General features: G+C 68.8%; 22 protein-coding genes. 9 read left to right on the forward strand and 13 right to left on the reverse strand.

The genetic code is table 11. The annotated features are described in order from the left end of the window. Positions 1-197 precede the first annotated feature (197 nt). The 7 genes from D7V88_RS21155 to D7V88_RS21185 all read right to left on the reverse strand — a co-directional run bounded on the left by D7V88_RS21155 (position 198) and on the right by D7V88_RS21185 (position 6,439). Complete coding sequence (locus D7V88_RS21155; protein WP_244238289.1) at positions 198-947, reverse strand: hypothetical protein; 750 nt, start codon at positions 945-947, stop codon at positions 198-200. A gap of 180 nt (positions 948-1,127) precedes the next feature. Continuing rightward, the gene (locus D7V88_RS21160; RefSeq protein ID WP_120542464.1) at positions 1,128-1,880 is read right to left on the reverse strand and encodes an ABC transporter ATP-binding protein; all 753 of its coding nucleotides are present in this window, start codon (positions 1,878-1,880) and stop codon (positions 1,128-1,130) included. Then, positions 1,877-2,746 (reverse strand): ABC transporter ATP-binding protein, encoded by an 870-nt coding sequence (locus D7V88_RS21165; RefSeq protein ID WP_120542465.1) that lies wholly within the window; start codon positions 2,744-2,746, stop codon positions 1,877-1,879. Before D7V88_RS21165 ends, D7V88_RS21160 begins: the two co-directional genes overlap by 4 nt. After that, positions 2,743-3,813 (reverse strand): branched-chain amino acid ABC transporter permease, encoded by a 1,071-nt coding sequence (locus D7V88_RS21170; protein ID WP_120542466.1) that lies wholly within the window; start codon positions 3,811-3,813, stop codon positions 2,743-2,745. The genes D7V88_RS21165 and D7V88_RS21170 overlap by 4 nt, the downstream gene beginning before the upstream one ends. Continuing rightward, a complete protein-coding gene (locus D7V88_RS21175) occupies positions 3,813-4,733 on the reverse strand; it encodes a branched-chain amino acid ABC transporter permease (RefSeq protein ID WP_120542467.1) in 921 nt (306 codons plus the stop codon). The genes D7V88_RS21170 and D7V88_RS21175 overlap by 1 nt, the downstream gene beginning before the upstream one ends. Before the next feature lie 18 nt (positions 4,734-4,751). Beyond that, entirely contained in the window at positions 4,752-5,960 is a 1,209-nt protein-coding gene (locus D7V88_RS21180; RefSeq protein WP_120542468.1) for an ABC transporter substrate-binding protein, read from the reverse strand. A 155-nt stretch (positions 5,961-6,115) separates the two neighbouring features. Next, positions 6,116-6,439 (reverse strand): hypothetical protein, encoded by a 324-nt coding sequence (locus D7V88_RS21185; RefSeq protein ID WP_147448797.1) that lies wholly within the window; start codon positions 6,437-6,439, stop codon positions 6,116-6,118. Positions 6,440-6,917: 478 nt separating this feature from the next. Between D7V88_RS21185 and D7V88_RS21190 the strand changes: the two genes are divergently transcribed. Then, positions 6,918-7,736: a YsnF/AvaK domain-containing protein gene (locus D7V88_RS21190; RefSeq protein WP_120542470.1), complete on the forward strand. Its 819-nt coding sequence runs from the start codon at positions 6,918-6,920 to the stop codon at positions 7,734-7,736. 76 nt (positions 7,737-7,812) lie between these two features. Here D7V88_RS21190 and D7V88_RS21195 read toward each other — a convergent pair whose 3' ends face one another. From D7V88_RS21195 to D7V88_RS21215, 5 genes are all read right to left on the reverse strand, one after another. Beyond that, positions 7,813-9,315: a serine/threonine-protein kinase gene (locus D7V88_RS21195; protein WP_244238290.1), complete on the reverse strand. Its 1,503-nt coding sequence runs from the start codon at positions 9,313-9,315 to the stop codon at positions 7,813-7,815. 54 nt (positions 9,316-9,369) lie between these two features. After that, complete coding sequence (locus D7V88_RS21200; RefSeq protein WP_120542471.1) at positions 9,370-9,672, reverse strand: hypothetical protein; 303 nt, start codon at positions 9,670-9,672, stop codon at positions 9,370-9,372. Between the two features lie 115 nt (positions 9,673-9,787). Further along, entirely contained in the window at positions 9,788-11,617 is a 1,830-nt protein-coding gene (gene dnaK, locus D7V88_RS21205; protein ID WP_120542472.1) for a molecular chaperone DnaK, read from the reverse strand. A 2-nt stretch (positions 11,618-11,619) separates the two neighbouring features. Continuing rightward, on the reverse strand, positions 11,620-12,483 hold the full coding sequence (grpE, locus tag D7V88_RS21210) for a nucleotide exchange factor GrpE (protein ID WP_120542481.1): 864 nt from the start codon (positions 12,481-12,483) through the stop codon (positions 11,620-11,622). 95 nt (positions 12,484-12,578) lie between these two features. Continuing rightward, a complete protein-coding gene (locus D7V88_RS21215; RefSeq protein ID WP_120542473.1) occupies positions 12,579-13,094 on the reverse strand; it encodes a transcriptional regulator in 516 nt (171 codons plus the stop codon). Positions 13,095-13,341: 247 nt separating this feature from the next. Here D7V88_RS21215 and D7V88_RS44545 point away from each other — a divergent pair, with 247 nt between their 5' ends. Genes D7V88_RS44545 through D7V88_RS21230 form a run of 3 tightly spaced genes read left to right on the forward strand, consistent with a single transcriptional unit; the run spans position 13,342 to position 16,941 of the window. Next, positions 13,342-15,699 carry a lamin tail domain-containing protein gene (locus tag D7V88_RS44545; protein ID WP_244238291.1) on the forward strand — a complete coding sequence of 786 codons (2,358 nt, stop codon included), beginning with the start codon at positions 13,342-13,344 and terminating at the stop codon, positions 15,697-15,699. A 49-nt stretch (positions 15,700-15,748) separates the two neighbouring features. Beyond that, the gene (locus tag D7V88_RS44550) at positions 15,749-16,372 is read left to right on the forward strand and encodes a hypothetical protein (RefSeq protein WP_244238292.1); all 624 of its coding nucleotides are present in this window, start codon (positions 15,749-15,751) and stop codon (positions 16,370-16,372) included. Then, entirely contained in the window at positions 16,369-16,941 is a 573-nt protein-coding gene (locus tag D7V88_RS21230) for a head protein (RefSeq protein ID WP_120542474.1), read from the forward strand. Before D7V88_RS44550 ends, D7V88_RS21230 begins: the two co-directional genes overlap by 4 nt. Positions 16,942-16,956: 15 nt before the next feature. Here the strand turns inward: D7V88_RS21230 and D7V88_RS21235 are convergent, their stop codons facing one another. After that, positions 16,957-17,610, reverse strand: coding sequence for an outer membrane beta-barrel protein (locus D7V88_RS21235; RefSeq protein ID WP_120542475.1), 654 nt, complete (start codon positions 17,608-17,610; stop codon positions 16,957-16,959). Between the two features lie 378 nt (positions 17,611-17,988). Here D7V88_RS21235 and D7V88_RS21240 point away from each other — a divergent pair, with 378 nt between their 5' ends. The 5 genes from D7V88_RS21240 to D7V88_RS21260 all read left to right on the forward strand — a co-directional run. Continuing rightward, positions 17,989-18,435: a hypothetical protein gene (locus D7V88_RS21240; RefSeq protein WP_147448798.1), complete on the forward strand. Its 447-nt coding sequence runs from the start codon at positions 17,989-17,991 to the stop codon at positions 18,433-18,435. A 13-nt stretch (positions 18,436-18,448) separates the two neighbouring features. Continuing rightward, on the forward strand, positions 18,449-19,135 hold the full coding sequence (locus D7V88_RS21245; protein ID WP_147448799.1) for a hypothetical protein: 687 nt from the start codon (positions 18,449-18,451) through the stop codon (positions 19,133-19,135). 207 nt (positions 19,136-19,342) lie between these two features. Further along, positions 19,343-20,272, forward strand: coding sequence for a DUF2381 family protein (locus D7V88_RS21250; protein WP_120542478.1), 930 nt, complete (start codon positions 19,343-19,345; stop codon positions 20,270-20,272). A 33-nt stretch (positions 20,273-20,305) separates the two neighbouring features. Beyond that, positions 20,306-22,249, forward strand: a complete 1,944-nt coding sequence (locus tag D7V88_RS21255) for a serine/threonine protein kinase (RefSeq protein ID WP_120542479.1) — start codon at positions 20,306-20,308, stop codon at positions 22,247-22,249. Positions 22,250-22,290: 41 nt separating this feature from the next. Further along, positions 22,291-22,571, forward strand: a 281-nt coding sequence (locus tag D7V88_RS21260; RefSeq protein WP_147448800.1) for a hypothetical protein, incomplete at its 3' end; no start/stop codon positions are given.

A 22,571-nucleotide genomic window follows, 5' to 3' on the forward strand; every position in this document is an offset into this window, starting at 1 on the left:
CAGCAGGGCCCCCACCCAAGCCATCATCGCGATTCTCCCCCGTCCACACCCGCTCCGAAGCTAGGGATGGGAGGCGGGGGAGCAATCCAGCGGAGGCTGTGGGTGACAGGTCCACCCCTCCAGAAGCGGAGTGGTGGACACACATCCACCGCGCGACGCTTCCCGGTTCACGGAAAGCGCGCACGCGGGTACCAGGACTACTTCGTCTTGCGGCGGCGCGCGCCCGCGTCCGGCGTGCCCGTGCCGGCGTCGAGGCCCGTGTCCAGCGTGCCCGCGTCCAGCGTGCCCGCGTCCGGCACGGCGGTGACCAGCGGCGGCGGCGGGTTGACGAGCTTCAGCGAGTCGAAGAACGCGTCCGCGGGAGGCGTACCGCTGTTGGGGTTGAAGAGCACCAGCAGCGTGTACATGCGCGCGCCCACCAGGTAGTTGCGCGCCTTGAGCTCGCCCACCGTCGGGGAGCTGACCGTGTAGGCCTTGCCCGGGTAGCCACCCTCCAGCGTGATGTCCTGCTCGTCCTTCAGCGTGCCCTGGACCTCCTTGGCCAGACCGTCCCGACCCTCGTTCAGCAGGGCCTCGGGAGGACGGCTCGCCACGAGCTTCTCCGGGTAGTCCGCGATGCTGACGGAGTAGAGGACTTCCATGGCGCGCGCGGAGTAGGCGGCGGTGGACACCGTGCCGGAGCCCAGCGGGACCTGCTTGCGGGCCACCTGCGGCTCCGCGGGCATGCCGATGCTGAAGCCTTCCGGTGCGTCGTAGGCCTTGAACTCCGGGCCCGTGGCGGCGGGGGCCCCCTCGTTGGGCACGTCCTCGATGGTGGATTGGGCCTGCCGGCCGTCGCCGCCAGAGGAACCGGAGCTGTCGTCGGTCTTCTGCTGGCTGGCGCACGCGCCAGCGATGAGGGCGAGGGTGGTGAGCGAAGCAAGAAGGAGGCGGGACAACGGACGCATGGGCACGCTTCCTGATGTGGAAGAAGGGAAGAAAACGGGGTGTCTGGTCGGACGCTAGACGAAGTGCTCCGCCGCTGACTACCCGAGTTTCAGCACGCCGCCAGGAACTGGCCGCGCCTCCTCCCCCTCAAGCGTCGGGGGGAGGACAGCGTACACAGGCCGGAAGTTCGGCTTTGGGAACTACTCGCCCAGGTACGCGCGTCGGATTTCAGCGCTCTCCAGCAGCGCCTTGCCGACGCCGGCCATCACCACCTCGCCCGTCTCCAGCACGTAGCCGTAGTGGGCGGCGTTGAGGGCCAGGTGCGCGTTCTGCTCCACCAGCAGCACGCTGACGCCGGTGGCGTTCACCTCGCGCAGCGTGCGGAAGATGGTCTCCGTCACCTGCGGCGCCAGGCCCAGGGACGGCTCGTCCAGGAGCAGCAGTTGAGGCTTGCTCAAGAGGGCCCGGGCGATGGCCAGCATCTGCTGCTCGCCGCCGGACAGCGTGCCCGCGAGCTGGCGGCGGCGCTCCTTGAGCACCGGGAAGAGCGTGAAGCCCTTCTCCATGTCCTGCTCAACCTGGGCGGTGTCCTTGCGCAGGTACGCGCCCAGCTCCAGGTTCTCCTGCACGGTGAGGTTGGGGAAGATGCCCCGCCCCTCCGGCGCGTGCGCCATGCCGCGAGGCACCAGTTGGTGCGCCTTGAGGCCCGTGATGTCCTGGCCCTCCAGGGTGATGCGGCCCGCGGACGGCTTGAGCATGCCGCTCACCGCGCGCAGGGTGCTCGTCTTGCCCGCGCCGTTGGCGCCGATGAGGGCCACCATCTCGCCCTTGCCCACCTGCAGGGACACGCCCCGGAGCGCCTGGATGGCGCCGTAGCGCACCTGGAGCCCCTCCACCGTGAGCAGCGGTCCGAACGCACGGCGCTCGCCCAGCACCTTCACCGGCTCGCTCACGCCGCGCCTCCGTGGGATTCCAGGTAGCTGTCGCCCAGGTACGCCTCGATGACCTTGCGGTCGCTTCGCACCTCCGCAGGGGCGCCGCGCGCGATGGTCTCTCCGTGGTCCAGCACGGTGATGGTCTCGCAGATGCCCATCACCAGCTTCATGTCGTGCTCGATGACCAGCACCCCCAGCGAGAACTCGTCGCGCAACCGGCGGATGAGCACCATCAGGTCCGCCTTCTCCCGCGTGTTCATGCCGGCCGCGGGCTCATCCAAGAGCAGCACCTTGGGCCGGGTCCCCAGCGCGCGGGCGATCTCCAGCCGGCGCTGTTCGCCATAGGGCAGGTTCTTCGCCTCCTCGTCGCGGCGGTGCGACAGGCCCATCACCTCCAGGAGGTGCTCCGCCTGTCGCGTGAGCTCGTGCTCCTCCCGCTGGAAGCCGGGGGTGAGCAGGAGCGCGCGCCACCAATCGCGGTAGTTGCGCAGCGCCGTGCCCACCTTCGCGACCTGGCCCAGCTTCACCGGGTGCAGGGCGCCCTGCGCGCGGCAGGCCACCTTCACGTTGTCCAGCGCGGTGAGCGCGCGGAACAGGCGGATGTTCTGGAAGGTGCGCGCGAGGCCCAGGTGGTTGATTTGATGCGGCACCCAGCCGTTCACCTTCTGCCCGGCCACGCGCACCTCGCCCTCGGTGGGCTGGTACACGCCGGTGAGCACGTTGAACGCGGTGGACTTGCCCGCGCCGTTGGGCCCGATGAGGCCCAACAGGTCCCCCTGGCGCACGGTGAGGTTGAAGTCCGTGAGGGCCTTGAGGCCCCCGAAGCGGATGCTCACCCCGGACGCCTGGAGCATCGCGTCCTGTGACGTGACGGCCACGCTCATGACAGCCCCTTCTTCTTGCGGGGAAGCCAGCGCGGCAGCACGTCCCAGAGCTCCTTCGTGCCGAACAGGCCCTGGGGACGGGCCAGCATCAGCACCACCAGCAGCACGCCGTACACGGGCATGCGGATCTGATCCACCTTCTGCGCCAGACTGCCCTCCGCGCCCAGATAGCCGAACACCGAACGCAGGCCCTCCGGCAGGAGCGTGAGGAAGATGGCCGCGACGATGGCGCCCGTGGTGGAACCCAGGCCGCCCAGCACCACCATGACGACGATCTCCATCGACTTCACGAAGGTGAACGAGCCGGGGTTGATGATGGGCACGAAGTGGGCGAACAGGCCGCCCGCGATGCCGGCGAAGAACGACGAGATGACGAACGCGCGGACCTTGTAGCCGGTGGTGTCCACGCCCATGGCTTCGGCGGCGACCTCGTCCTCGCGGATGGCCCACAGGCTGCGGCCGTGACTGGAGCCCGCGATGCGCCGGGCCACCAGCACCACCAGGAAGACCCAGAAGTACACCATGGCCACGCTGGAGTACTGCGGGATGCCCGACAGCCCCAGCGCGCGGCCGAACGCCTCCGTGTTCTGCACGAAGACGCGGATGATTTCGCCAAAGCCCAGCGTGACGATGGCCAGGTAGTCCCCGCGCAGGCGCAGCGACGGCAGGCCCACCAGGAAGCCGCAGAGCGCCGCGCAGACGCCGCCCGCGAGCAGCGCCACCACGAAGAGCACCTGGTCACTGGCGGCCACCGGCAGGAACGAGAGCGCCACTTCTTTCAGCGACAGCGACGTGACGCCGGCGATGTACGCGCCCACCGCCATGAAGCCCGCGTGGCCAATGGAGAACTGGCCCGTCATGCCGTTCACGATGTTGAGGCTCACCGCGAGGATGATGTTCACCCCCACGACGGACAGCAGATACGTGGCGAAGGGGGAAGCGCCCAGCGTCCACTCGGCCAGCGCCAGCACCGGCAGCGCGAGGAGCACGGGCAGCAGGCCCCGCAGCGCCGGAGGAATGGGGCCCGCCATGTCGTCGGGCAGGGTCGTCGCGCCAGGGGTCGCCATCAGACCTTCTCCGCCGCGACCCGGCCGAAGAGGCCGCCCGGCTTCACCAGCAACACCAGGATGAGGAAGCCGAAGGCCACCGCGTCACGCCAGGTGCTGGCCGCGTAGCCCACGACGAACTCCTCCACGAGTCCCAGCAGCAGCGCGCCCACCACCGCGCCCGGCACGTTGCCGATGCCGCCGATGACCGCCGCCACGAAGGCCTTGAGGCCCACGTACAGGCCCATCAGCGGACTCACCGACGTGTCCTTGATGGCGTAGAGCAGGCCCGCGCCCGCCGCCAGCGCGCTGGAGAGCATGAACGTCAGCGCGATGATGCGGTCGGTGGGGATGCCCATCAGCGCCGCGGTGCGGTGGTCCCAGGACACCGCGCGCATCGCCTTGCCGAAGCGCGTCCGGTACACGAGGAACTGGAGCGTCACCATCAGCGTCACGGCGATGAGGAAGCTGATGACCTGCCAGTTCCACACCACCACGTCGCGGTCTCCGATGATGAACCACTCGGTGGGGACGATGACCTCCGGGAAGGCCCGGGGGGAGGCGCCCGGCAGGAAGCCGATGTCCAACTGGAAGCCGTACGACAGCGCGAACGAGATGCCGATGGCGGTGATGAGCGCGGTGAGGCGCGGCTTCTCGCGCAGCGGCCGGTAGGCGAAGCGTTCGATGAGGAAGCCGAGCAGCGCGCAGCCGCCCATGGCCACCGCGAAGATGATGACCACGCCCCAGAGGGAACGCTGCGCCTCGCGCCCGAGGGCGAAGGCGGTCGCGTAGCCCATGTAGACGCCGACCATCATCACGTCGCCGTGGGCGAAGTTGATGAGCTTGAGGACGCCGTACACCATCGTGTAGCCCAGTGCGACCAGGGCGTAGATGGTGCCGGAAGCCAGTCCGTTGATGAGATGCTGGAGAAGCTGCGACATGCCGGGTGGGGGCCCTGACTACGGAGCGATGGTGGTGACGTAGGAGGCCTTGCCGTCCGCGACCTTCAGCACCACGGCGGACTTCACCGCGTTGCGCTTCGCGTCCAGCGTGATGACGCCCGCCACGCCCGGGAAGTTCTTCGTCTGCGCGATGGCGTCGCGCAGCGCGGGGCCACTGGTGTCCGGGGCGCGCTTGAGCGCGTCGATGGCCACCCGGGCGGCGTCATACGCCAGCGCCGCGAGCGCGTCCGGCACCGCGCCGTTGTAGTCCGCCTTGTAGTCCGCGATGAACTTCTTCACGAGCTCGTCCGGGTTGTCCGGCGAGTAGTGATTGGAGAAGTAGCTGCCGTCAATGGCGCTGCCGCCCAGTTCGAAGAGCTTCTCGGAGTCCCAGCCGTCGCCGCCCATCAGCGGCACCTTCAGGCCCAGCTCGCGCGCCTGGCGGGCGATGACGCCGACCTCGCTGTAGTAGCCCGGCACGTAGATGCCTTCCGGCTGCGTCTTCTTGATGGCGGTCAACTGCGCGCGGTAGTCCGTGTCGCCCTGGCTGTAGCTCTCTGTGACCGTGATCTTCCCGCCCAGCTCCGCGAACTTCTGGCGGAACACCTCCGTCAAGCCAATGGAGTAGGCGCTCTTGTTGTCCTGGAGCACCGCGACCTTGTTGAGCTTGAGGTTCTCCCGCGCGAACTTGGCCATCACGAAGCCCTGGAACGGGTCGATGAAGCAGACGCGGAAGATGAAGTCGCCCTTCTCCGTCACGGTGGGGTTGGTGGACGAGGGCGTAATCATCGGCACGCCGGCCGCCTGCGCCTTCTCCGCCATGGCGAGCGAGCTGGACGAAGCCACCTCGCCCAGGATGAGCACCACCTTGTCCTGGGTGATCAGTCGGGTGACGGCCTGGGCCGCTTCCTCGGGCTTGCTCTGGTCGTCGTAGACGCGCACCACCAGCTTCTTGCCCTTCACCCCGCCCGCCGCGTTGGCCTCCTTCAGCGCCAGCGCGATGCCGTTGCGGCTGGAGATGCCGAAGGTGGCCTGTCCGCCCGTCAGCGCGCCCACTTCGCCCAGGACGATGACGTCGTCGCCCGCCGGGGTGCCGCCGCCCTGCGCCACGGCCGGGACCTGCGCCGCGGGCTGGCCGCCGCCCTCTCCCGTGGGCTGCGTCTTCTTCTCGCAGGCGACCGCCAGGACGGCGAGCGCGGCGAGGAGCATCGGGGCAAGTCGTCGCATGTGGGGGTTCCCTCCGGGGGGAGATGACGGCAAAGCCCCGGTTTTCTAGGGGAGCCCTCCCCATGGGTCAAGCGCACAGCTTGGGACCGGACTGCCGCGAACACCCTGGAACAGCGCTGTCGTGCGCCCTGCCCCCTCCGGGCGTCCCCCGGGACTCAGCCTCCGGAAGGCGTCCCCGGCTCCATCCAGAAATGCTCCCGGCCCGACGGCCCGCGTCGAACCCGGGGCTCCGGCCGGGCTTCCGGGTCCCCTTCCGCCTCGTCCCCCGACACGCCCAGTGCGCGCGCCAGTGCGTCCGCGCAGGGGTGCCACGCCCCGTCGTCCACCGATCGGGCAGGCGGCTGCCCGGCAAGCGTCGTCGTTCCGGCGCTTTCCTTCGCGAGGAGCAGCGCCCTGGGGAGGACCGCCTTCGACGCGGCCACGGAGCCCCGGCGGCGCAGGAGCCCGCCGGCCACCAGCGCCCCCACCATGCCAGCCATCCACGCGAGTCCCGGACGTGAAGCCCGGAACCTGGCGCCGCGAGCGCCGGGGCGACGAGGGCTCCCACTCCACGGCATGCCGCTCCACCGCTTCAAGCTCCGGCCCAGGCTCGTGCCGCCCATGGAAGGCTCCTCGTTCGCGGGCCGGGACACCCGGACCCGCGCTCCAAGGGTGGGGCGTCAGGTGCAGCGCGGCCAGCGGGGGGACGGGTCGCTTCGCCCCTGCATGCCCGCTGTCCTGACGGGGGGAGCAGGAAGGCGCTCAGGGGGCGTGACAACGGCGGGCTGGGTGACGAGCCCCCGGATCACACAGGCCCAGGGGTTTTCTTGTCATCCATTGGACCCACCTTCCTGCTGATGGCCGTGGCGGGCACCTCGCGTCCCTTCCCCCCAGGAACTCCAGCCCAATGCGACGGACGACCTCCGGCGCTCCGCCTGGCCACAACCGACCCGACGTGAAGGCACAAGGAGCCAGTCCATGTTCAATCGCAAAGACATCAAAGGCATCAAGGAAGGCATGGTCGTCCGCAGCAGCGACGGCGAGAAGCTGGGCAAGGTGTTCGCCGTCAGCGAAGGCGAGTTCCACATCGAGAAGGGGATGTTCTTCCCGAAGGACTACCTGGTCCGCTACGCGGAGGTGAGCGACATCCGAGGCGATGAAATCTACCTCAACCACGGTCGCGAGGCCTTGAGCAGCCTGGCCGATGCCAGCAACGCCGGGGCCCTGGGCACGGCGGCCACCGGCGCGGTGGGCACCGTGAAGACGGGCGCGCAGAAGATTGGCGACGTACCGAGGACGGGCATGAAGGACACCCGTCTGGATCCACGTGCCGACCTGAAGGGCGCCGAGCGCATCGCGAACGAGGACGTCACGCTGCGCACCCACCATGAGGAGCTGGAGGCCATCAAGCACCAGCACCGTTCGGGCGAGGCCCAGGTGAGGAAGGTCGTCGTGGAGGAGATGCGCACCGTGCAGGTACCGCTGCGCCACGAGGAGGTGGAGGTGGTGCGCCGGGCGGTGGCGCCGAACACGCCCGACACGGCCGACTTCCGCGAGGAGACCATCCGCATCCCGCTGAGCGCGGAGGACGCGGAGCTGCAGAAGCGGGTCTACGCGGATGAGGACATCGACATCCGCAAGCGCTCCATGGAGGAGACCCGCAGCATGGAAGGCCGCGTCCGCCACGAGGAGGTGGAGGGCGTGACGGTCGTGCGCACCGAGGAGGAGCTGGACGAAGACAGGCGCCGCATCGGCTACAAGGCGGACGCCGACCTGGATCCGCTCAAGCGCCGCTAGTCCTCGCCGTGCGAAATCCGTCTGGCCTTGTGTACGCCCCCCGCATGCCGCCTTCCCGCGGCGTGCGGGGGCTTCTTCAGCGCTCGCGTCCACCCGGGCGCGGCGGAGGCCGGGCGATGGGCGTCGCGCGCGTCGGGGCCTCGCGGGCCGGGTTGACGGAGGTCTCCATCCGCTGCGAGTCGCGCAGCCGCTCCGGAAAGAGCCGGGCCGTGAGCGCCGCCAGCACCGTGTCGCGCACGGGTGGACACGCGGCCACCAACCGGTCCGCCATGGCGTGGGCGGTGTCGAAGCGCGACTCGGGCGCCTTGGACAGCGCCACCGACAGCACGTTCCACAGGGGCACCGGCACTTCCTTGGGACGCAGGAGCTTGTCCTGGCAGATGGCCTTCATCGTGGCCAGCTCGTCGTCGCGGTCGAAGGCGCGCGTGCCCGTGAGCGCCTGGTAGAGGATGAGGCCCATGGCGAACAGGTCGCTGCGCGCGTCCAGCTTCAGCCCCAGCGCCTGCTCCGGGGACATGTAGAGCGGCTTGCCCTTCACGATGCCCGGCAGCGTCACCGTGCGCTGCGCGCGCACCTTCGCCACGCCGAAGTCCAGCACCTTCACCTGGCCGTCGAAGCCAACCATCAGGTTGTGCGGCGACAGGTCGCGGTGCACCAGCTCCAGCGACGCGCCGTCCTCGCCCTTGAGCGCGTGCGCCGCATGCAGCCCCTGCAGGGCCTGCGACACCACGGCGGACGCCACCCCCGGCTCCAGCGGTCCCTTGTTGGCGCGCAGCAGCCGGTCCAGGTCGATGCCGTTCACCAGCTCCATGGCGATGTAGTACGCGCCCTGCGCCTCGCCGAAGTCGTAGACGTGCACGAGGTTGGGGTGCGACAGCCGCAGACCGATTCGCGCCTCGTCCAGGAACTGCTGCACCATCTCCTGCTGCGCCGTCAGGTGCGGAAGGATGCGCTTGAGCGCCACCAGCCGGCCCAGGCCCTCCGGCCCCCGCGTGCGCGCCACCAGCACCTGCGCCATGCCGCCCGTGCCCAGGGGCTTCACGATTTCATAGCGACCAATGCGCCCGCGCTGCACGGGCGTGCCCTCCGCGTCCAGTTCGTCCAGCCGCTCCAGCGGCCCCCGGCCGTCCGTCAGCGCCAGGAAGGACAGCACCGCCGAGTCGAGCTGTTCGCCAATCGCCTCCACCAGCCCCATCACCCGCGCGCCGCCATCCTCGAAGGCCCCGTCCACCACCAGCCCCATCCCGCCCAGGTTGATGCGCCCCAGCGTGAGCTGCACGCAGAAGAGCGTGCGGCCATCGCGCAGCGGCTTCGGCCCCGTCCAGTGCGCCGCTTCGAAGACGTCCGCCCCCAGCTCCCCCAGCACCCGCGTCAGCACCGGACCGCGCGTGCCCCGGAGCGACACGAAGCCCGCCCGGGCGTGCACCATCCGCGCGCACTGCGTGAGGAAGACGTCCAGACCGGTGTCCAGGTCCAGACCCCGCTCCAGGCAGTCCTCGAGGATGTCGTCGGCCATCCGGTTCACGGCCGTCAGGCCGCGCAGGAAGGCGAGCTCTTCTTCGGGGGAATGGAACTCCACGCACCCATCAATACCCGAAAAGCCGGCGCAGAGAAGCGCCCGGGAGGTGGGGCGTCAGACGCGCTCGCGGTCCAGGCGCACCGCCGGGGGCAGGCGCTCCGGCAGTTCCGGGGAGGCCCGGGTGACGGGGTGCTCCAGCATGCCGTGCCGGTCCAGCATGTGCTCCAGGTGCGCCACGCGGGCGCGCAGCCCTTCCAGCTCTCCAGCGGACACCTGCCCGCGGGCTTGCACTTCGCGCACGCGCAGCCACGTCTCCACCACGGGCTTGAGGGCGAAGCGCAGCGTGAGGCCGAGCAGCGGCACACCGACGGTCATGCCGGTGACCAGGATGACCACCACGGCTTCTGTCAGTTCCATGAGGGGGGCTCCGGGGAAGAAAGAGGCGGACCCCCGGGCCTACGAACGCGGGCGCCGGGCGATTGCTGGCCCCGGCGTTTTCCCACCGACCGGACAGCGCAGGCCCGGCGGAGTGTCAGCCGGACTTGGCCTGGTCGCTGTAGATGGCGTCGGCGATGCGGTAGGCGCTGCCCTCCAGGCGCTGGAAGGCTTCGCGCAGGGCGCCCACGTCGGAGGTGTTGAGGATGGAGCGCAGGCGCTCCAGGTCCACCTTGATCTCCTCGCGGTCCTTCTCCGCCAGGAGGCTGGCGTACTCCTCCAGGCTCTTCTCCGTGGTGTAGATGAGCCCGTCCGCGTTGTTGCGCAGCTCCGCCAGCTCCTTCTTCTTCTTGTCGTCCGCGGAGTGCGACTGGGCGTCGGAGATCATCGTCTGGATCTCCGCCTCCGACAGGCCGGAGTTGCCCACCACGCGCACCTGCTGCTGCTTGCCGGTGCCCAGGTCGCGCGCGCTCACGTGCACGATGCCGTTCGCGTCGATGTCGAAGGACACTTCAATCTGCGGCACGCCACGGGGCGCCGGGGGGATGCCCACCAGTTCGAAGCGCGCGAGCGTCTTGTTGTCCGCCGCCATCTCGCGCTCGCCCTGGAGGACGTGCACGGACACGAGCGGCTGGTTGTCCACGGCGGTGGAGAACACCTGGCCCTTCTTGCAGGGGATGGTGGTGTTCTTGTCGATGATCTTCGTGAACACGCCGCCCGCCGTCTCCACGCCCAGGGACAGCGGCGTGACGTCCAGCAGGAGGACGTCCTTCACCTCGCCCTTGAGCACGCCACCCTGGATGGCGGCGCCCACGGCGACGACCTCGTCCGGGTTGATGCCCTTGTGGGGCTCCTTGCCGAAGAACTCCTTCACCTTCTGCTGCACGCGGGGCATGCGCGTCATGCCGCCCACCAGGAGCACCTGGTTGATGGCCTGCGCGGTGACACCCGCGTCCTTGAGAGCGATGCGGCACGGCTCGATGGAGCGGTCGATGAGGTCCGCGACCAGCGCTTCAAAGGTGGACCGGTCGATGGTCTCCGTGAGGTGCTTGGGGCCGGACGCGTCCGCGGTGATGAACGGGAGGTTGACCTCCGTCTCCGGGGCGCTGGACAGCTCGTGCTTGGCGCGCTCGGCGGCTTCCTTCAGGCGCTGGAGCGCCATGCGGTCCTTGCGCAGGTCCAGGCCGTTGTTGCCCTCGGCGAAGCGCTTGGCCAGGTAGTCGATGAGGCGCTGGTCGAAGTCCTCGCCGCCCAGGAACGTGTCGCCGTTCGTGCTCTTCACCTCGAACACACCGGAGGTGAGCTCGAGGATGGAGATATCGAACGTGCCGCCGCCCAGGTCGTAGACGGCGATGCGCTCCGTGGGGCTGTCCTTCACCTTGTCCAGGCCGTACGCGAGCGCCGCGGCGGTGGGCTCGTTGATGATGCGCAGCACGCTCAGGCCCGCGATGCGGCCCGCGTCCTTGGTGGCCTGGCGCTGGCTGTCGTTGAAGTAGGCGGGGACGGTGATGACGGCCTCGGTGACGGGCTCGCCCAGGTAGTCCTCCGCCGTCTGCTTCATCTTCATCAGCACGATGGCGCTGACTTCCGGCGGGCTGTAGCCCTTGCCGCGGATCTCCACCCACGCGTCGCCGTTGGGGCTTGGGGCCACCTTGAAGGAGCTGACGCCAATGGCCTTGCGCGCCTCCGGCGAGTCGTACTTGCGGCCGATGAGGCGCTTGGCCGCGAAGACCGTGTTCTCCGGGTTGGTGATGGCCTGCCGCTTGGCGATCTGCCCCACCAGGCGCTCACCGGAGTCGGTGAAGCCCACCATGGACGGAGTGGTGCGGCTGCCTTCGCTGTTGGGGATGACCACCGGCTCGCCGCCTTCCATGACGGCGACGCAGGAGTTCGTGGTGCCCAGGTCGATACCAATCACCTTCGCCATGACTACTGACTCCCCCCGGAGGAACTCTCGGAATCCGCGGGCGCCTGGGGCGCCTCGCTGCTGCTGGACTGCGAATCGGTGCTGACGGGCGCGTCCGCGGCGGCGACTGGCGGCGGGGCGACGACTTCGGGCGCGCGCGCGACGACGACCATCGCGGGACGCACCAGCCGGTCATTGAGGTGGAAGCCTCGCGCCACCTCATAGACGACGTGGCCGGAGGCGACGTCCGCGGTCTCCACCTGCTGGATGGCTTCGTGCAGGCGCGGGTCGAAGGGCTGCCCCTTGGCGCTGAAGCCCTTCACGCCGTGGCGGGAGAGCGCGTCCTCGAAGGACTTGCGCGTCATGGCCACGCCCTTCTGGAAGCTGTCGAAGTCGGTGGACTTGCTGGCGGCGTCGAGCGCGCGGTCCATGTTGTCCATGACCGGGAGCAGGTCCTTGAGGAGCTTCTCCGCCCCGAACTTCTGGACGTCCTCCTTCTCCTTCTGGGCGCGCTTTCGGTAGTTCTCCAGGTCCGCGGCGGCGCGCAAGGCGCGCTCCTGGAAGTCCTTGGCGCGCTCGTGCGCTTCCTTCAAGCGCTCCAGCGTCTCGCGGGCCTTGGCCTGGCTGAAGTCCAACTGCGCGCGCAGGGACTCCACCTCCTGCCGGAGCGCGACCGCGTCCTCGGTGGGGGGAGTGACCTCGGGGGTGGGTGCGGCCGCTTCGGATCCGGAGGCGGCGACTTCCACCTCCACCTCCGTTTCCGAACCTGCGGTGTCCGCGTCTTCGTCCATCCGACGCTCGACGCTGGCAACCGCCTCGTCGATTACGTCCTGCCCGATGTCCGTCTGGATGCTGCCCTTGTCATTGGTGCCCGACACGGCGCGCACTATCTCACGCGCCGGGGAGCGATCCAACAGGACCCGAGGGAGGGTCCACGCCATGCCCTGCATGCGGGCAGGCGCGGTTCATGCGCAGCGGAACTTCACGCTCCGGGCGCGGCTTTCTTGCGTCCCAACGTTTTCTTGGAAGCCGATTTCTTCGCGGCCTTGGCACCTTTCGGGGCCGGAGCCGGGGCGGCGGCGGTCTTCTTGCGGCCAATGGACTTGGGGGCCTTGGAGGCCTTGGCCTTGTCCGCGCTCTTCGCCTTGGGAGCCGAGGCGCGGGGGGCGGCGGCGGCCGGGGGTGCCTCGGAAGAAGGCTCCGAGCCGGTCCCGGACGGGGTGCCGGTGGCGCCGGCGCCGGGCTTGAAGGCCTCCTCGACGGTGGTCTCGACGCGGCGCACGGCGGTTTCAATCTTCTCCGCGGCGGTCTTGGTGGTGGCGGCGGCCCAGGTGCGCAGTTGTTCCAGGCCTTCCTTCACCTTGGCCTGCTTCTCCGGGTCCTTCACTTCCTTGAGGAGCCGCTCGGCCTCACCCCGGAGGTCGTCCGTGGTGCGCTTGAGGTCCTCGCCGGTGCGCTTGAGGAAGTCCATCAACTGCCTGTCCCACTTCTCGGCCATGACCCGTCTCCTCCGCTCTGGCTGCCTGAACCCATCCAACTGCACGTCCCACAGGAGCGCAAAGCCTTCCGTCCTGTCCAGACGCAGACGGCGGGATGCGCCATCGATTGCCTTGTGACGCTGCGTCAGCCACCCTGGCTGGCGGCAAGCGGGTGCCCGCGCGACAGTCCAGTGCCGGACACGTTAAGGTGCGTGCCCTCTGCCGGAAAGCCGCCATCGCGCGGTGCCGGTGCTGGAGCCTCCTTTTATGTCGCGGTCCATCCGGGCGGTCTGGTCGCTCGTCGTGTTCACCACCGTCGTGTCGCTGTCCGCGTGTACCTCCGAGGACCCGGAGACGGAGGGGCCGGTGTTGCCGGCGGTCACGCTGCGCGCGACGACGGTGGGCGCGCCCTTCGAACAGGTGCTGACCGCGACCGGGGGCACGCCGCCCCTCACCTATTCTGTGGGCGCGCTGCCGCCGGGCTTCTCCTTCTATGGAGACAGCGGGCGACTGGTGGGGCCCGCCACCGAAGAGGGCGAATGGACGCTGACGGTGGGCGTGCGCGACGCGAGGGGCACCCAGCAGACGCGAGGCTACGTTCTGAAGGCCTGGGCGGCGCCGGTCATCATCACCGTGTCGCCACTGCCACCCGCCACGGCGGGCGTCGACCACACCTTCACCTTCACGGCCACCGGGGGGGCGCCGCCGCTGACCTGGTCACAGGAGGGGGGAGCGCTGCCGCCGGGGCTGGAGCTGTCGCCGGCCGGGGTGCTGACGGGCACGCCGCAGAATCCCGCGCTGTATGAGTTCACGCTGCGGGTGGAGGACGCCAACGGCGTCCAGGCCACCGCCGTGCTGCGGCTGCCCCTGCGCACCCCGAACGGCGACCTGCCGGACGGCGGTCCGGTGACGGACGCCGGGACGGACGGTGGGACGAAGACGGACGGCGGCACGACGACGGACGCGGGGCCGGCGACGTCGGCGCCCCTGAAGGTGGGCAACTGGAACATCGAGTGGTTCGGGGACACGGGCTACGGGCCCACCGACGAGGCGTTGCAGTTGGCCAACGTCACGGCGGTCCTCGCGGACGCGGGGCCGGACGTGATGGGCGTGGCGGAGATCGTCAGCGAGACCCAGTTCAACGCGCTGAAGGCGGGGCTGCCCGGCTACGACGGCTTGCTGGCGAGTGATTCCTCGCGGGTCGGCGGCGCGTCCTACTACTACAGCGCCACGGACCAGAAGGTGGGCGTGCTGTTCAAGTCGGGCGTGGTGCAGTTGCTGGACGCGAACGTCGTGCTGTCGTCGTGTGTCAGCGACTTCGCCGGACGTCCGCCGCTGCGCGTGGACCTGCGCGTGACGCGGGGGAGCGTGAAGGTGGACCTGACGGTGATGGTGCTTCACATGAAGGCGTTCGCGGATGCGGACGCGTACGCCCGGCGTCAGGCCGCGTCGGCGTGCCTCAAGGACTACCTGGACACGAACCTGCCCACGCAGAACGTGATGGTGATGGGGGACTGGAACGACGACGTGGACGCGTCCATCTACGTGACGAACCCGTCGCCGTTCCAGAACCTGGTGAGCGATCCGGCGCGCTACAAGTTCCTCACCCAGTCGCTGTCGGAGTCGGGGGTGCGCTCCACGGTGAGCAACACGCAGTTCATCGACCATCAGTTGGTGACGAACGAGCTGGTGCCGTACCACGTGGCGGACTCCACGGTGGTGCTCAGGCCGACCATCGCCAACTACAAGGACACCACGTCCGACCACTACCCCATCTTCAGCCGCTTCGACTTCGGCACACTGGCGCAGGCGCGCAGCGTGAAGGTCACGGCGCCCAACGGCGGCGAGACGCTGGCGGCGGGCAGCACGTTCGCCATCACCTGGACATCGAGCAGCGTGTCGCAGGTGAACGTGCAGTACTCGTTGGACGGCACGGTGTGGCGCGACGTGGCGACGAACCTGTCGGCGGCGAGCGGGAGCTACACGTGGACGGTGCCGAGCGAGTCGTCCACCACGGCGCGGGTGCGGGTGGCGGACGCGACGCGCGCCGACGTGGCGGACCTGAGCGACGGGGCGTTCACGCTGACGCGGCCGACGCAGCAGGTGTTCATCAACGAGTACCTGGCGCAGCCGACCAACGTCTCGGGCGGGACTACGCCGGACTACGACCAGCAGTTCGTGGAGCTCTACAACGCGGGGCCGGGTTCGGTGGACCTGAGCGGCTGGAAGATCCACGACGCGAAGTCGTATTCGGGCACGGATGCGGCGCGACACACGTTCGCGGCGGGCACGGTGTTGCCGGCGGGCAAGGGGTACGTGGTGTATTCGGGGGCCACGGCGCTGCCGCCGGGGGCGACGTACGCGACGGTGTCCAACGGCGGCCAGGGGCTGCGCTTCGACCGAGGCGTGAACCAGAACGGCGCAGGCGACACGGTGTACCTGGTGCGCGCGGACGGCACGGTGCAGGACAGCCATTCGTATGCGAGTCCGCCCGTGGATGTGTATCAGAGCTATTCGTTCAACCGGAAGCCGGACAGGAGTGCCACGGGGCTCTGGGGCCTCTGCTACGACCTGGCGTCCTACTTCGCGACCCCGGGGAAGAGGGCGGACAACACCGCGTTCTGACGGAGCCGCGAGGCAAGACTTCCACCTGGGGATCTGCTTGGGTGGACGCATGACTTCGCGACCCCGTGCGTTGAGCGCGGATCCCGTCTGGCTGCGCCTCACGGCCACTTTGATGTGCTTGCTGCTGTCGGCCTGTGGGACGGCACGGGGGGTGGTGGCTCCGGCTCTGGAGGATCTTCCGCGCCTCGTGCTGGTGCTGCGCGAAGCACCAGACGGGAGCTTCACGCAGGAGTGGCGGCCGGCGGAGGCGTCCGAGCTTGCCCGCTACGTGAAGGCGGATGAGGGCCGGCGCATCGTGCGGACCGCTCGCTCCGTGCGGGATTGCGATGCGGAGCACCTGGAGTGCATGCGGGAATGCTTCAGTCGCCCACTGCCTCGCGGGTACGGACATGCCAGCAAGACGGACTACTGCAACAACAGGTGCCGTCAGCCCTACCTGGACTGTGCTGAATTGGAGAAGCTTCGGCCCCAGACACTGTCCTCCGTCGAGGAGGTCTCGGACTGGGTGAGCCGCCACCGCGAATCGCTTCTTGTCGGTAGCGTGGTTGTCATCGCGGGGGTTGTCTTCGTCGTCGTGTCCGCAGGCGCGGGTCTGGTCGTCCTGGCACCCGCACTGTTCCTGACTGACTCTGACGATGGCCTCTCACGTCCTCTTGCAGGGGTGCTTCCATGACAAGACTCTTCGACCAGATCGAGGTGCTCGGGCGGATCGCACTCGATGATGCCCCAGCAACCCCCGGAAGCGAGGAAGCGCTCCAAGCCGCCGCGACCGCCATCCGCTTCATCGAGACGTCCGGACAGACCTACGACTTCGAGGACTACGTCCAGAGCCTCGAAGCATACGCTCCCCCCCTCGCCATTGGTCGGTTCGCCACCCGGGAGGAGGCAGAGGCGGGGATGAAGGCTCGGAGGCGGCCTCCTGCGGCGGCGTTCGTGCTGATCGCGGACGCCTACTACTCCGCCATGTACGTCCCCTCCACCGGGAAAACCCACCTGGTCTCGCTCCCCATCATCCTGGAGCATTACCTCGCGGAGATGGCGAACGACGGGCCCAAGCCTTCGGGTCTTTCTTTCGATTCCAAAGCCGAAGCGGAGGCCTGGCTCCACCAGCAACCCACGCCCCCGCAGCAGGTCGTCATCCTGATTGCCGGCGCCCCGTACCTGGCCGCCTACCACCACCGCATCGACTACCGCGTCCTGTATCCCCTGCCCCCTCCCACGCCTCCTTCGCAGGAGGCGTGAGGACACGGGACGCGATTACAGACGGATCTGCAGGCGCACGCCGGGCTGGATCCAGACGTGGAGCGACTTCTGGTCGCTCGGGACGTCGATGTCCTGCGACGCTCCGAAGATCTCGGTGTCCACGTTCGAGTACTGCCCCACCGAGGCCGAGATGTACGGCCCCACCGCGATGGAGCGGGTGAGCTGGAAGTCCACGCCGAAGTGCGCGTGCCCCAGGTCGAATCCGCGCACGCCCACCTTCGCGAGCGTGTCCTCGGACGTGCCCACCCGCAGCGAACCGATTTCGTAGCCCACGCCCACCCCCACCCAGGGCCCCACGAAGCCTTCCGGCGCGAAGTGGTAGTCCAGGTCCACGCCGAAGCGCAGCACCCGCGCCTTGCACTGCGCCTCTTCCTCGCAGCCGTCGGGCTTCGCGATGCCGTACTGGAAATAGCCACCCAGCGAGAGGTGCCGGTTGAAGAAGTAGGAGAGGTCCACCTGCGGCGCCACCGTGTTGCCGAACAACTCGGACTGCGAGGTGTCCTCCACGGCGTCGCCCACGGGAATGCCGTACGCACCGCGCACGCCCAGCGCCAGCCCGGAACCCGAAGACACTTCCTGGGCCACCGCGGGCACCGCCAACAACGAGAGGGACATCACCAGCGAGGGGATGAGGGTTCGGGAAGTCATGTCGTTCACCGGAGAAGGAGGTCGTCGTCGGACAGCGGGTGGATGCGTCGCCCCCGCGCATTGCAAGGGCACGGCCACTCGCGTCCAGGGCCTTACACCCAGGCGTGTATTTCCGCATCGCGCGCGAGGGGAATCGCGCCCCCCGCAGGGGAGCCCGGTCCCCGCGTCCCGGCCTTTTGTGAGTCATGACAGGCATGTCAGCACCCGGAAGAGGGCGGTTTCGTCGCCCCCGAACCTGACAGGCATGTCAGCCTTTCCAGGTCGCCCCGCGCGCCCCACGGAGGGGAGCACCCACCTGACAGGACCTCCCCGGCCTGGCCCGCTTCATGCGAGGGTCCCGGCGAATTCCAGGGGCGTGGGCCCCGGGGGAGGATTCACATGCGACGTGGATGGCTGGGCATGGCGCTGCTGGTGATGGCGGCCTGTGGTGAGGACGAGAGCCTGGAGGTGGCGCTCGCGGAGGTGGACAGCTCTGGCATCACCGGCACGCTGTTCGCGGTGGAGACGCCGGGCAAGTCGGGGCTGGGGGAGACGCGCTTCAACTTCACCGCCATCGACACCACGGCCATCGCTGCGGGCGTTGCTCCGAGGCCCATGGTGGGCTTCCTGCACGAGGGCCGGTGCGCGGCGCTCGGCATGTCCGAACACACGGAGGGCTTCGAGGCGGACAGCTACGCGCGGCAGCAGTACTACGCGGTCGAGGGACGCGACTCCCACGCGGATCAACTGGATGCATACAAGGGCTCGCACGCGTTCGCCATCCACCTGCGCGTGACGGACTTCACCGACGACAGCGGCGCGGTCCTGGCCTGTGGCGACCTCTGAGGCACGTGCCGACATGGAACCGTTGACCGAGAACTCCGACATCGTCCGCTGGCTGCGCGAAGAACGCGCGAACCGGGGGCTGGCGCGCATCGAGTTGTCCGCCGCGCTGAAGTACCAGGGCGAAATCTACGACGACACGCTGCTCTTCACCGCGCCGGATGGAGCGCTGAGCTTCGGCACCCTTCCGGATGCCCAGCGCACCCAGGTCCAGGCCCTGCTGCGTCAGCACCACGCCGAAGAGACCGCGCGCGGGAACATCGAGCTGACCGTCATCTGCGATGCCACCTCCGCGCCGAGCATCCGGTTGACGGACGAGCTGCAACGTCGGCGCGCCGAGCAGGAGCAGGCCCAGGCGGAGGCCCACTTCGACACCCGGCCCTACGGACGCGCGCTGGCGCAGCGGGTGGCGGAAATCCTGGATGCCGGGGGCGAGCTGACTGTCACCATCGATCCCCGGGAGGGCTTGCTCCGGGCGCTGTGGAAGCCCGACAGTGGAACGTATGCCCATGGGCTGCGGTACGCGGAGGGGGACTCGGAGGCATTGGCGACGTTCGCGTCGCGGGATGAGTTCATCCGCTGGCTCGCCGAACGCAGCGACGAGGTCTTCGCCAAGGAAGACCGGCCCGAAGATCCGCTCTCCTGGGGCCATGGGACGTTCAACCGCGCGTTCTTCGTCCGGAAGACGGGACAGCGGTCGTAGCAGGTCCACGGTGGGAGCCCCTTCGTCGAGGGGACGAAGGCTCCGCTGCCATCGCTGACGCCCTGCCGCATCCTGGTTCCTCTCTCCCATTCCCCAGGTAGGCTGGGTTCTCATGTCGCGTCCGCGAAACGTCCGGTCCTCGCGGGCCAGGAGGGCCCTTTCATGTCACCCCTATCTGTTAGGTTTGAAGGATGGAGGTGACCCGTGATGTCGCTGTCCTCTTCGGTCATTCCCGTGGTGCTGGTGGCCCTGGTGGCTTCGGCGGCGGTGGCACAGCCCGGGACTCCACCGGGCCGGGAGCGCAAAGCCCGACAGTTCACGCTGCGCGCGGAGGAGCCTCCGGTGCTGCATCCGTTGCGCGTCGCCGCACGGGAAGTCACCACCGTCACGTTCGATGCGCCCATCGTTCCAGACTCCGTGGACCGGGCCGCGCTCGCGCCGTTCTTTTCGCGCGTCGGGGTCTATGCGGATGCGCTCGTGCTCAAGGCTTCCGTGGACCTGCCAGCGGGACAGGGGCCCGTCATCACCGTGCGCTTCGCGGGCGAGGGTGCTCCTTCACAGGTGGGGTTCGTGCTCACGACCGTGGACGCGGAAGTGGATTCACAGGTGGAGGTCTTCCGGCACGGACGCACCGCGCAGGAGCTGGGGAAGGAACTGGCGGACCTGCGGGCCCGGTGCGCTGTCACGGAGGCGGGCTTCGCGACGCTGCGTGCGCAGTGCGCGCTCAGTGGATTGGGGGGCGCGGTGTTGACAGGGGCCATCTCCCCCAAGGGCGTTGCCTTGGGGCATCTACCTCGACCGATTGAAAGCCTGGGCCTCCGCGCGGTGAGTCCTCATGTGCTCTACCGCTCCGGAGACACGTTCGCGCTGGCGACAACCCTGATCAATTCCGACGATTCACGTTCCTGGGCTCCAGGGGTCGGGCGTGTGACACCTCAGACCTTGGATGGAAGCGCGTTGCCAGCCCGCGAGTACCCCCTCCTCGTGCGTGAAAAGCAGTTGGAGCCCGGCACTCGCGCCCCAGTGGTGATGGAGTGGTACATCCCTCCCGAAGTGCCTCCTGGCACCACCTTCATCCTGGAATTGTTGGACGCAACGGGCAAGCGCGGCGTCCGGTGGGAGCAGGTGACGCCATGAGCAGCCTGGACAGACTTTCGGCGGAGGCAGGCCATGCGCGGTGAGCCTTCTTCCGGAGAAGCAACACGGCGGCGGATGGATGCGCCCGCCCTGAGGGTGTTGTCCGTCGAGGCACTTCCTCCGGGCACCATCGTCGGCCGCTGGGAGGTCCTGCGCCGCCTGGCGGCGGGGGGCTATGGCACCGTCTACGCCGTTCGCAGGGCAGGCCGACCCCGCGCCCGGGAACATGCCCTGAAGTTGGCCCGCCACGTCGACAGCCCCTGGTTCTCACGCGAGGCGGAAATCCTGTCCCGCTTGCGGCACCCAGGTGTGCCCCGCCTGATGACCGCCGATGCGTGGCGACCGGGTGCCGGGAGCTATCCGTTCCTGGTGATGGAACATGTGGAGGGCGAGTCGCTCTATGCGTGGTCCAGCGCTCGCAATCCCACGGCGCGCGAAGTGGGCGCCTTGCTCGCGCAAGCAGCGGAGGTGCTGGCCTTCGCGCACCAGCGCGGCGTCCTCCATCGCGACGTCAAGGGCGACAATGTCCGGGTCCAACCCGGGGGACGGCTCAAGCTCCTGGACTGGGGCGCAGGCTGGCATCCGGAGGCAACGCCTCTCACGGACACGGGACAGCTTCCTCCTGGCACGGCGCACTACTACAGCCCCCAACTGCACCACTGGCGGGCCTCCGCGCACCTTCCGCATGCGGGAGAGTCACCCACCTATTCGGTGGCGGATGAGCTGTATGCCCTGGGCGTGTCGTTCTACCGACTGCTGACGGAAACCTATCCAGCGTCAGCATTGGGCGCGGAGGGGTTCAGACTGCGGGAGGGCTGCACGGCTCCCTCTGTCTCGTTGCTCAATCCGCGTGTGCCCAAGGCGCTCGCATCCCTCATCGACCGGTTGCTCGCCTTCGAGCCTGAAGCGCGGCCTCCAAGCGCATCCGCCCTGTCATCCGAAGTCCGGAGCGCCCTGGCTTACGCGGATGAGGAGTGGGACGTCGCGCTGTTCGACTGGGTCTTCCCACCCTCTCCACAATCGCGCACCACACAAATGGAAGCGGGTCCGGCGGGCCCGATGGCGCCTGGGCAGGAAGTGGCGCTCCAACATGCCCGCCTCCAGCGCAGGGACCAGTTGCAAGGGATGCGCGATGCCCGGGAACTGCGTCGGCGTGTCCCCGCGCACGTGGCCCAGATGGAAGCACAAGCCATCCTCGCTGCCAGTCCAGTGCGACGCCGTCAGGCACTGCGGACGGCTTGTCGATGGGGTGGCTTGGGAGCCCTTCTCCTGCTGTCCCTGGTCTGGCTGACCTGGAGCCTGGGAGTCCTCCCGAAGCAGAAGCCGACTGGCGCGTCCGGCGGCATCAACGTTGCACTGCCCACTTCACCACCGATGGCGCGGCCGACAACGCCCGACCAAGCTGCCGCGCCCGGGGCGGCCCCGTCTTCCCAAGTGCCGCGCCCACTGGAGAAGAACGCCATGACCGTCCCCTTGAAGAAGGACCGCGCCTCCCGCTCCCGTTCGCTCGCCCGAGATTGCACGCTGGCCGTCAGCGCGGCCTCCACCCTGGTCGCCTGCGCGGGCACACCCCTGCGTCCCGAACCCCAGCGCTGTCCCCAGGCCGCCCTGGACTCGATGAAGGAATTGAGGCTGCACAGGGATGAAAAAGGGGGCCTGACGCTCGACATCCGCTACCCCTGGCGGATGGATGTCGAGGACGTCACCGTGAAGGACGGCGACATCGTCAGCGTCCTCCAGGAGCGACACGGCCGGCTTCCAGAAGGCACGCTGCTCTACGGACGGTTGTGGACAGGCGGCGAGTGGGTCGTCGGCCACTACACCCGGGCGGAAACACCTGACGGCCACACCCATCCTGTCTGTCTCATTCTCGGGAATCCGGAACAGGGCGGCTGGTGGAAGAACCCCGGCTCCAAGCCCGGGGCCACCAACGTGTCCCGCACTGTGGGCTACACCGTCGTGGATGCCTTTCCCTGACCTCTCGAAGGGACCAGGGTTTCAGTGATACCTGGGCGTGGATGGCACCCATTGTGGAGCAGGAACAGCCTCGGCACCTCGTGCTCTACACCCCCCGGCCCGACGTGGGATGGCGCTACGCCATCTACACGGAGCCGCTCGCCATCATCGACGGGGTATTGTTGGACTGCCCTCGCACGGCCCCATTCGACGAGGCGCGGACCCACCTGGAACAGAAGCTGACAGAGCTCTTCGGGGGTACCTACACGCTGCGCTGGACCCCAGACACCCAGCCGGGTTGGTGGAAGGGCGAGGTGCTCGACCCCACCCCTCCACCGGATTG

Source organism: Corallococcus terminator (assembly GCF_003611635.1).
GTDB lineage: Bacteria > Myxococcota > Myxococcia > Myxococcales > Myxococcaceae > Corallococcus > Corallococcus terminator.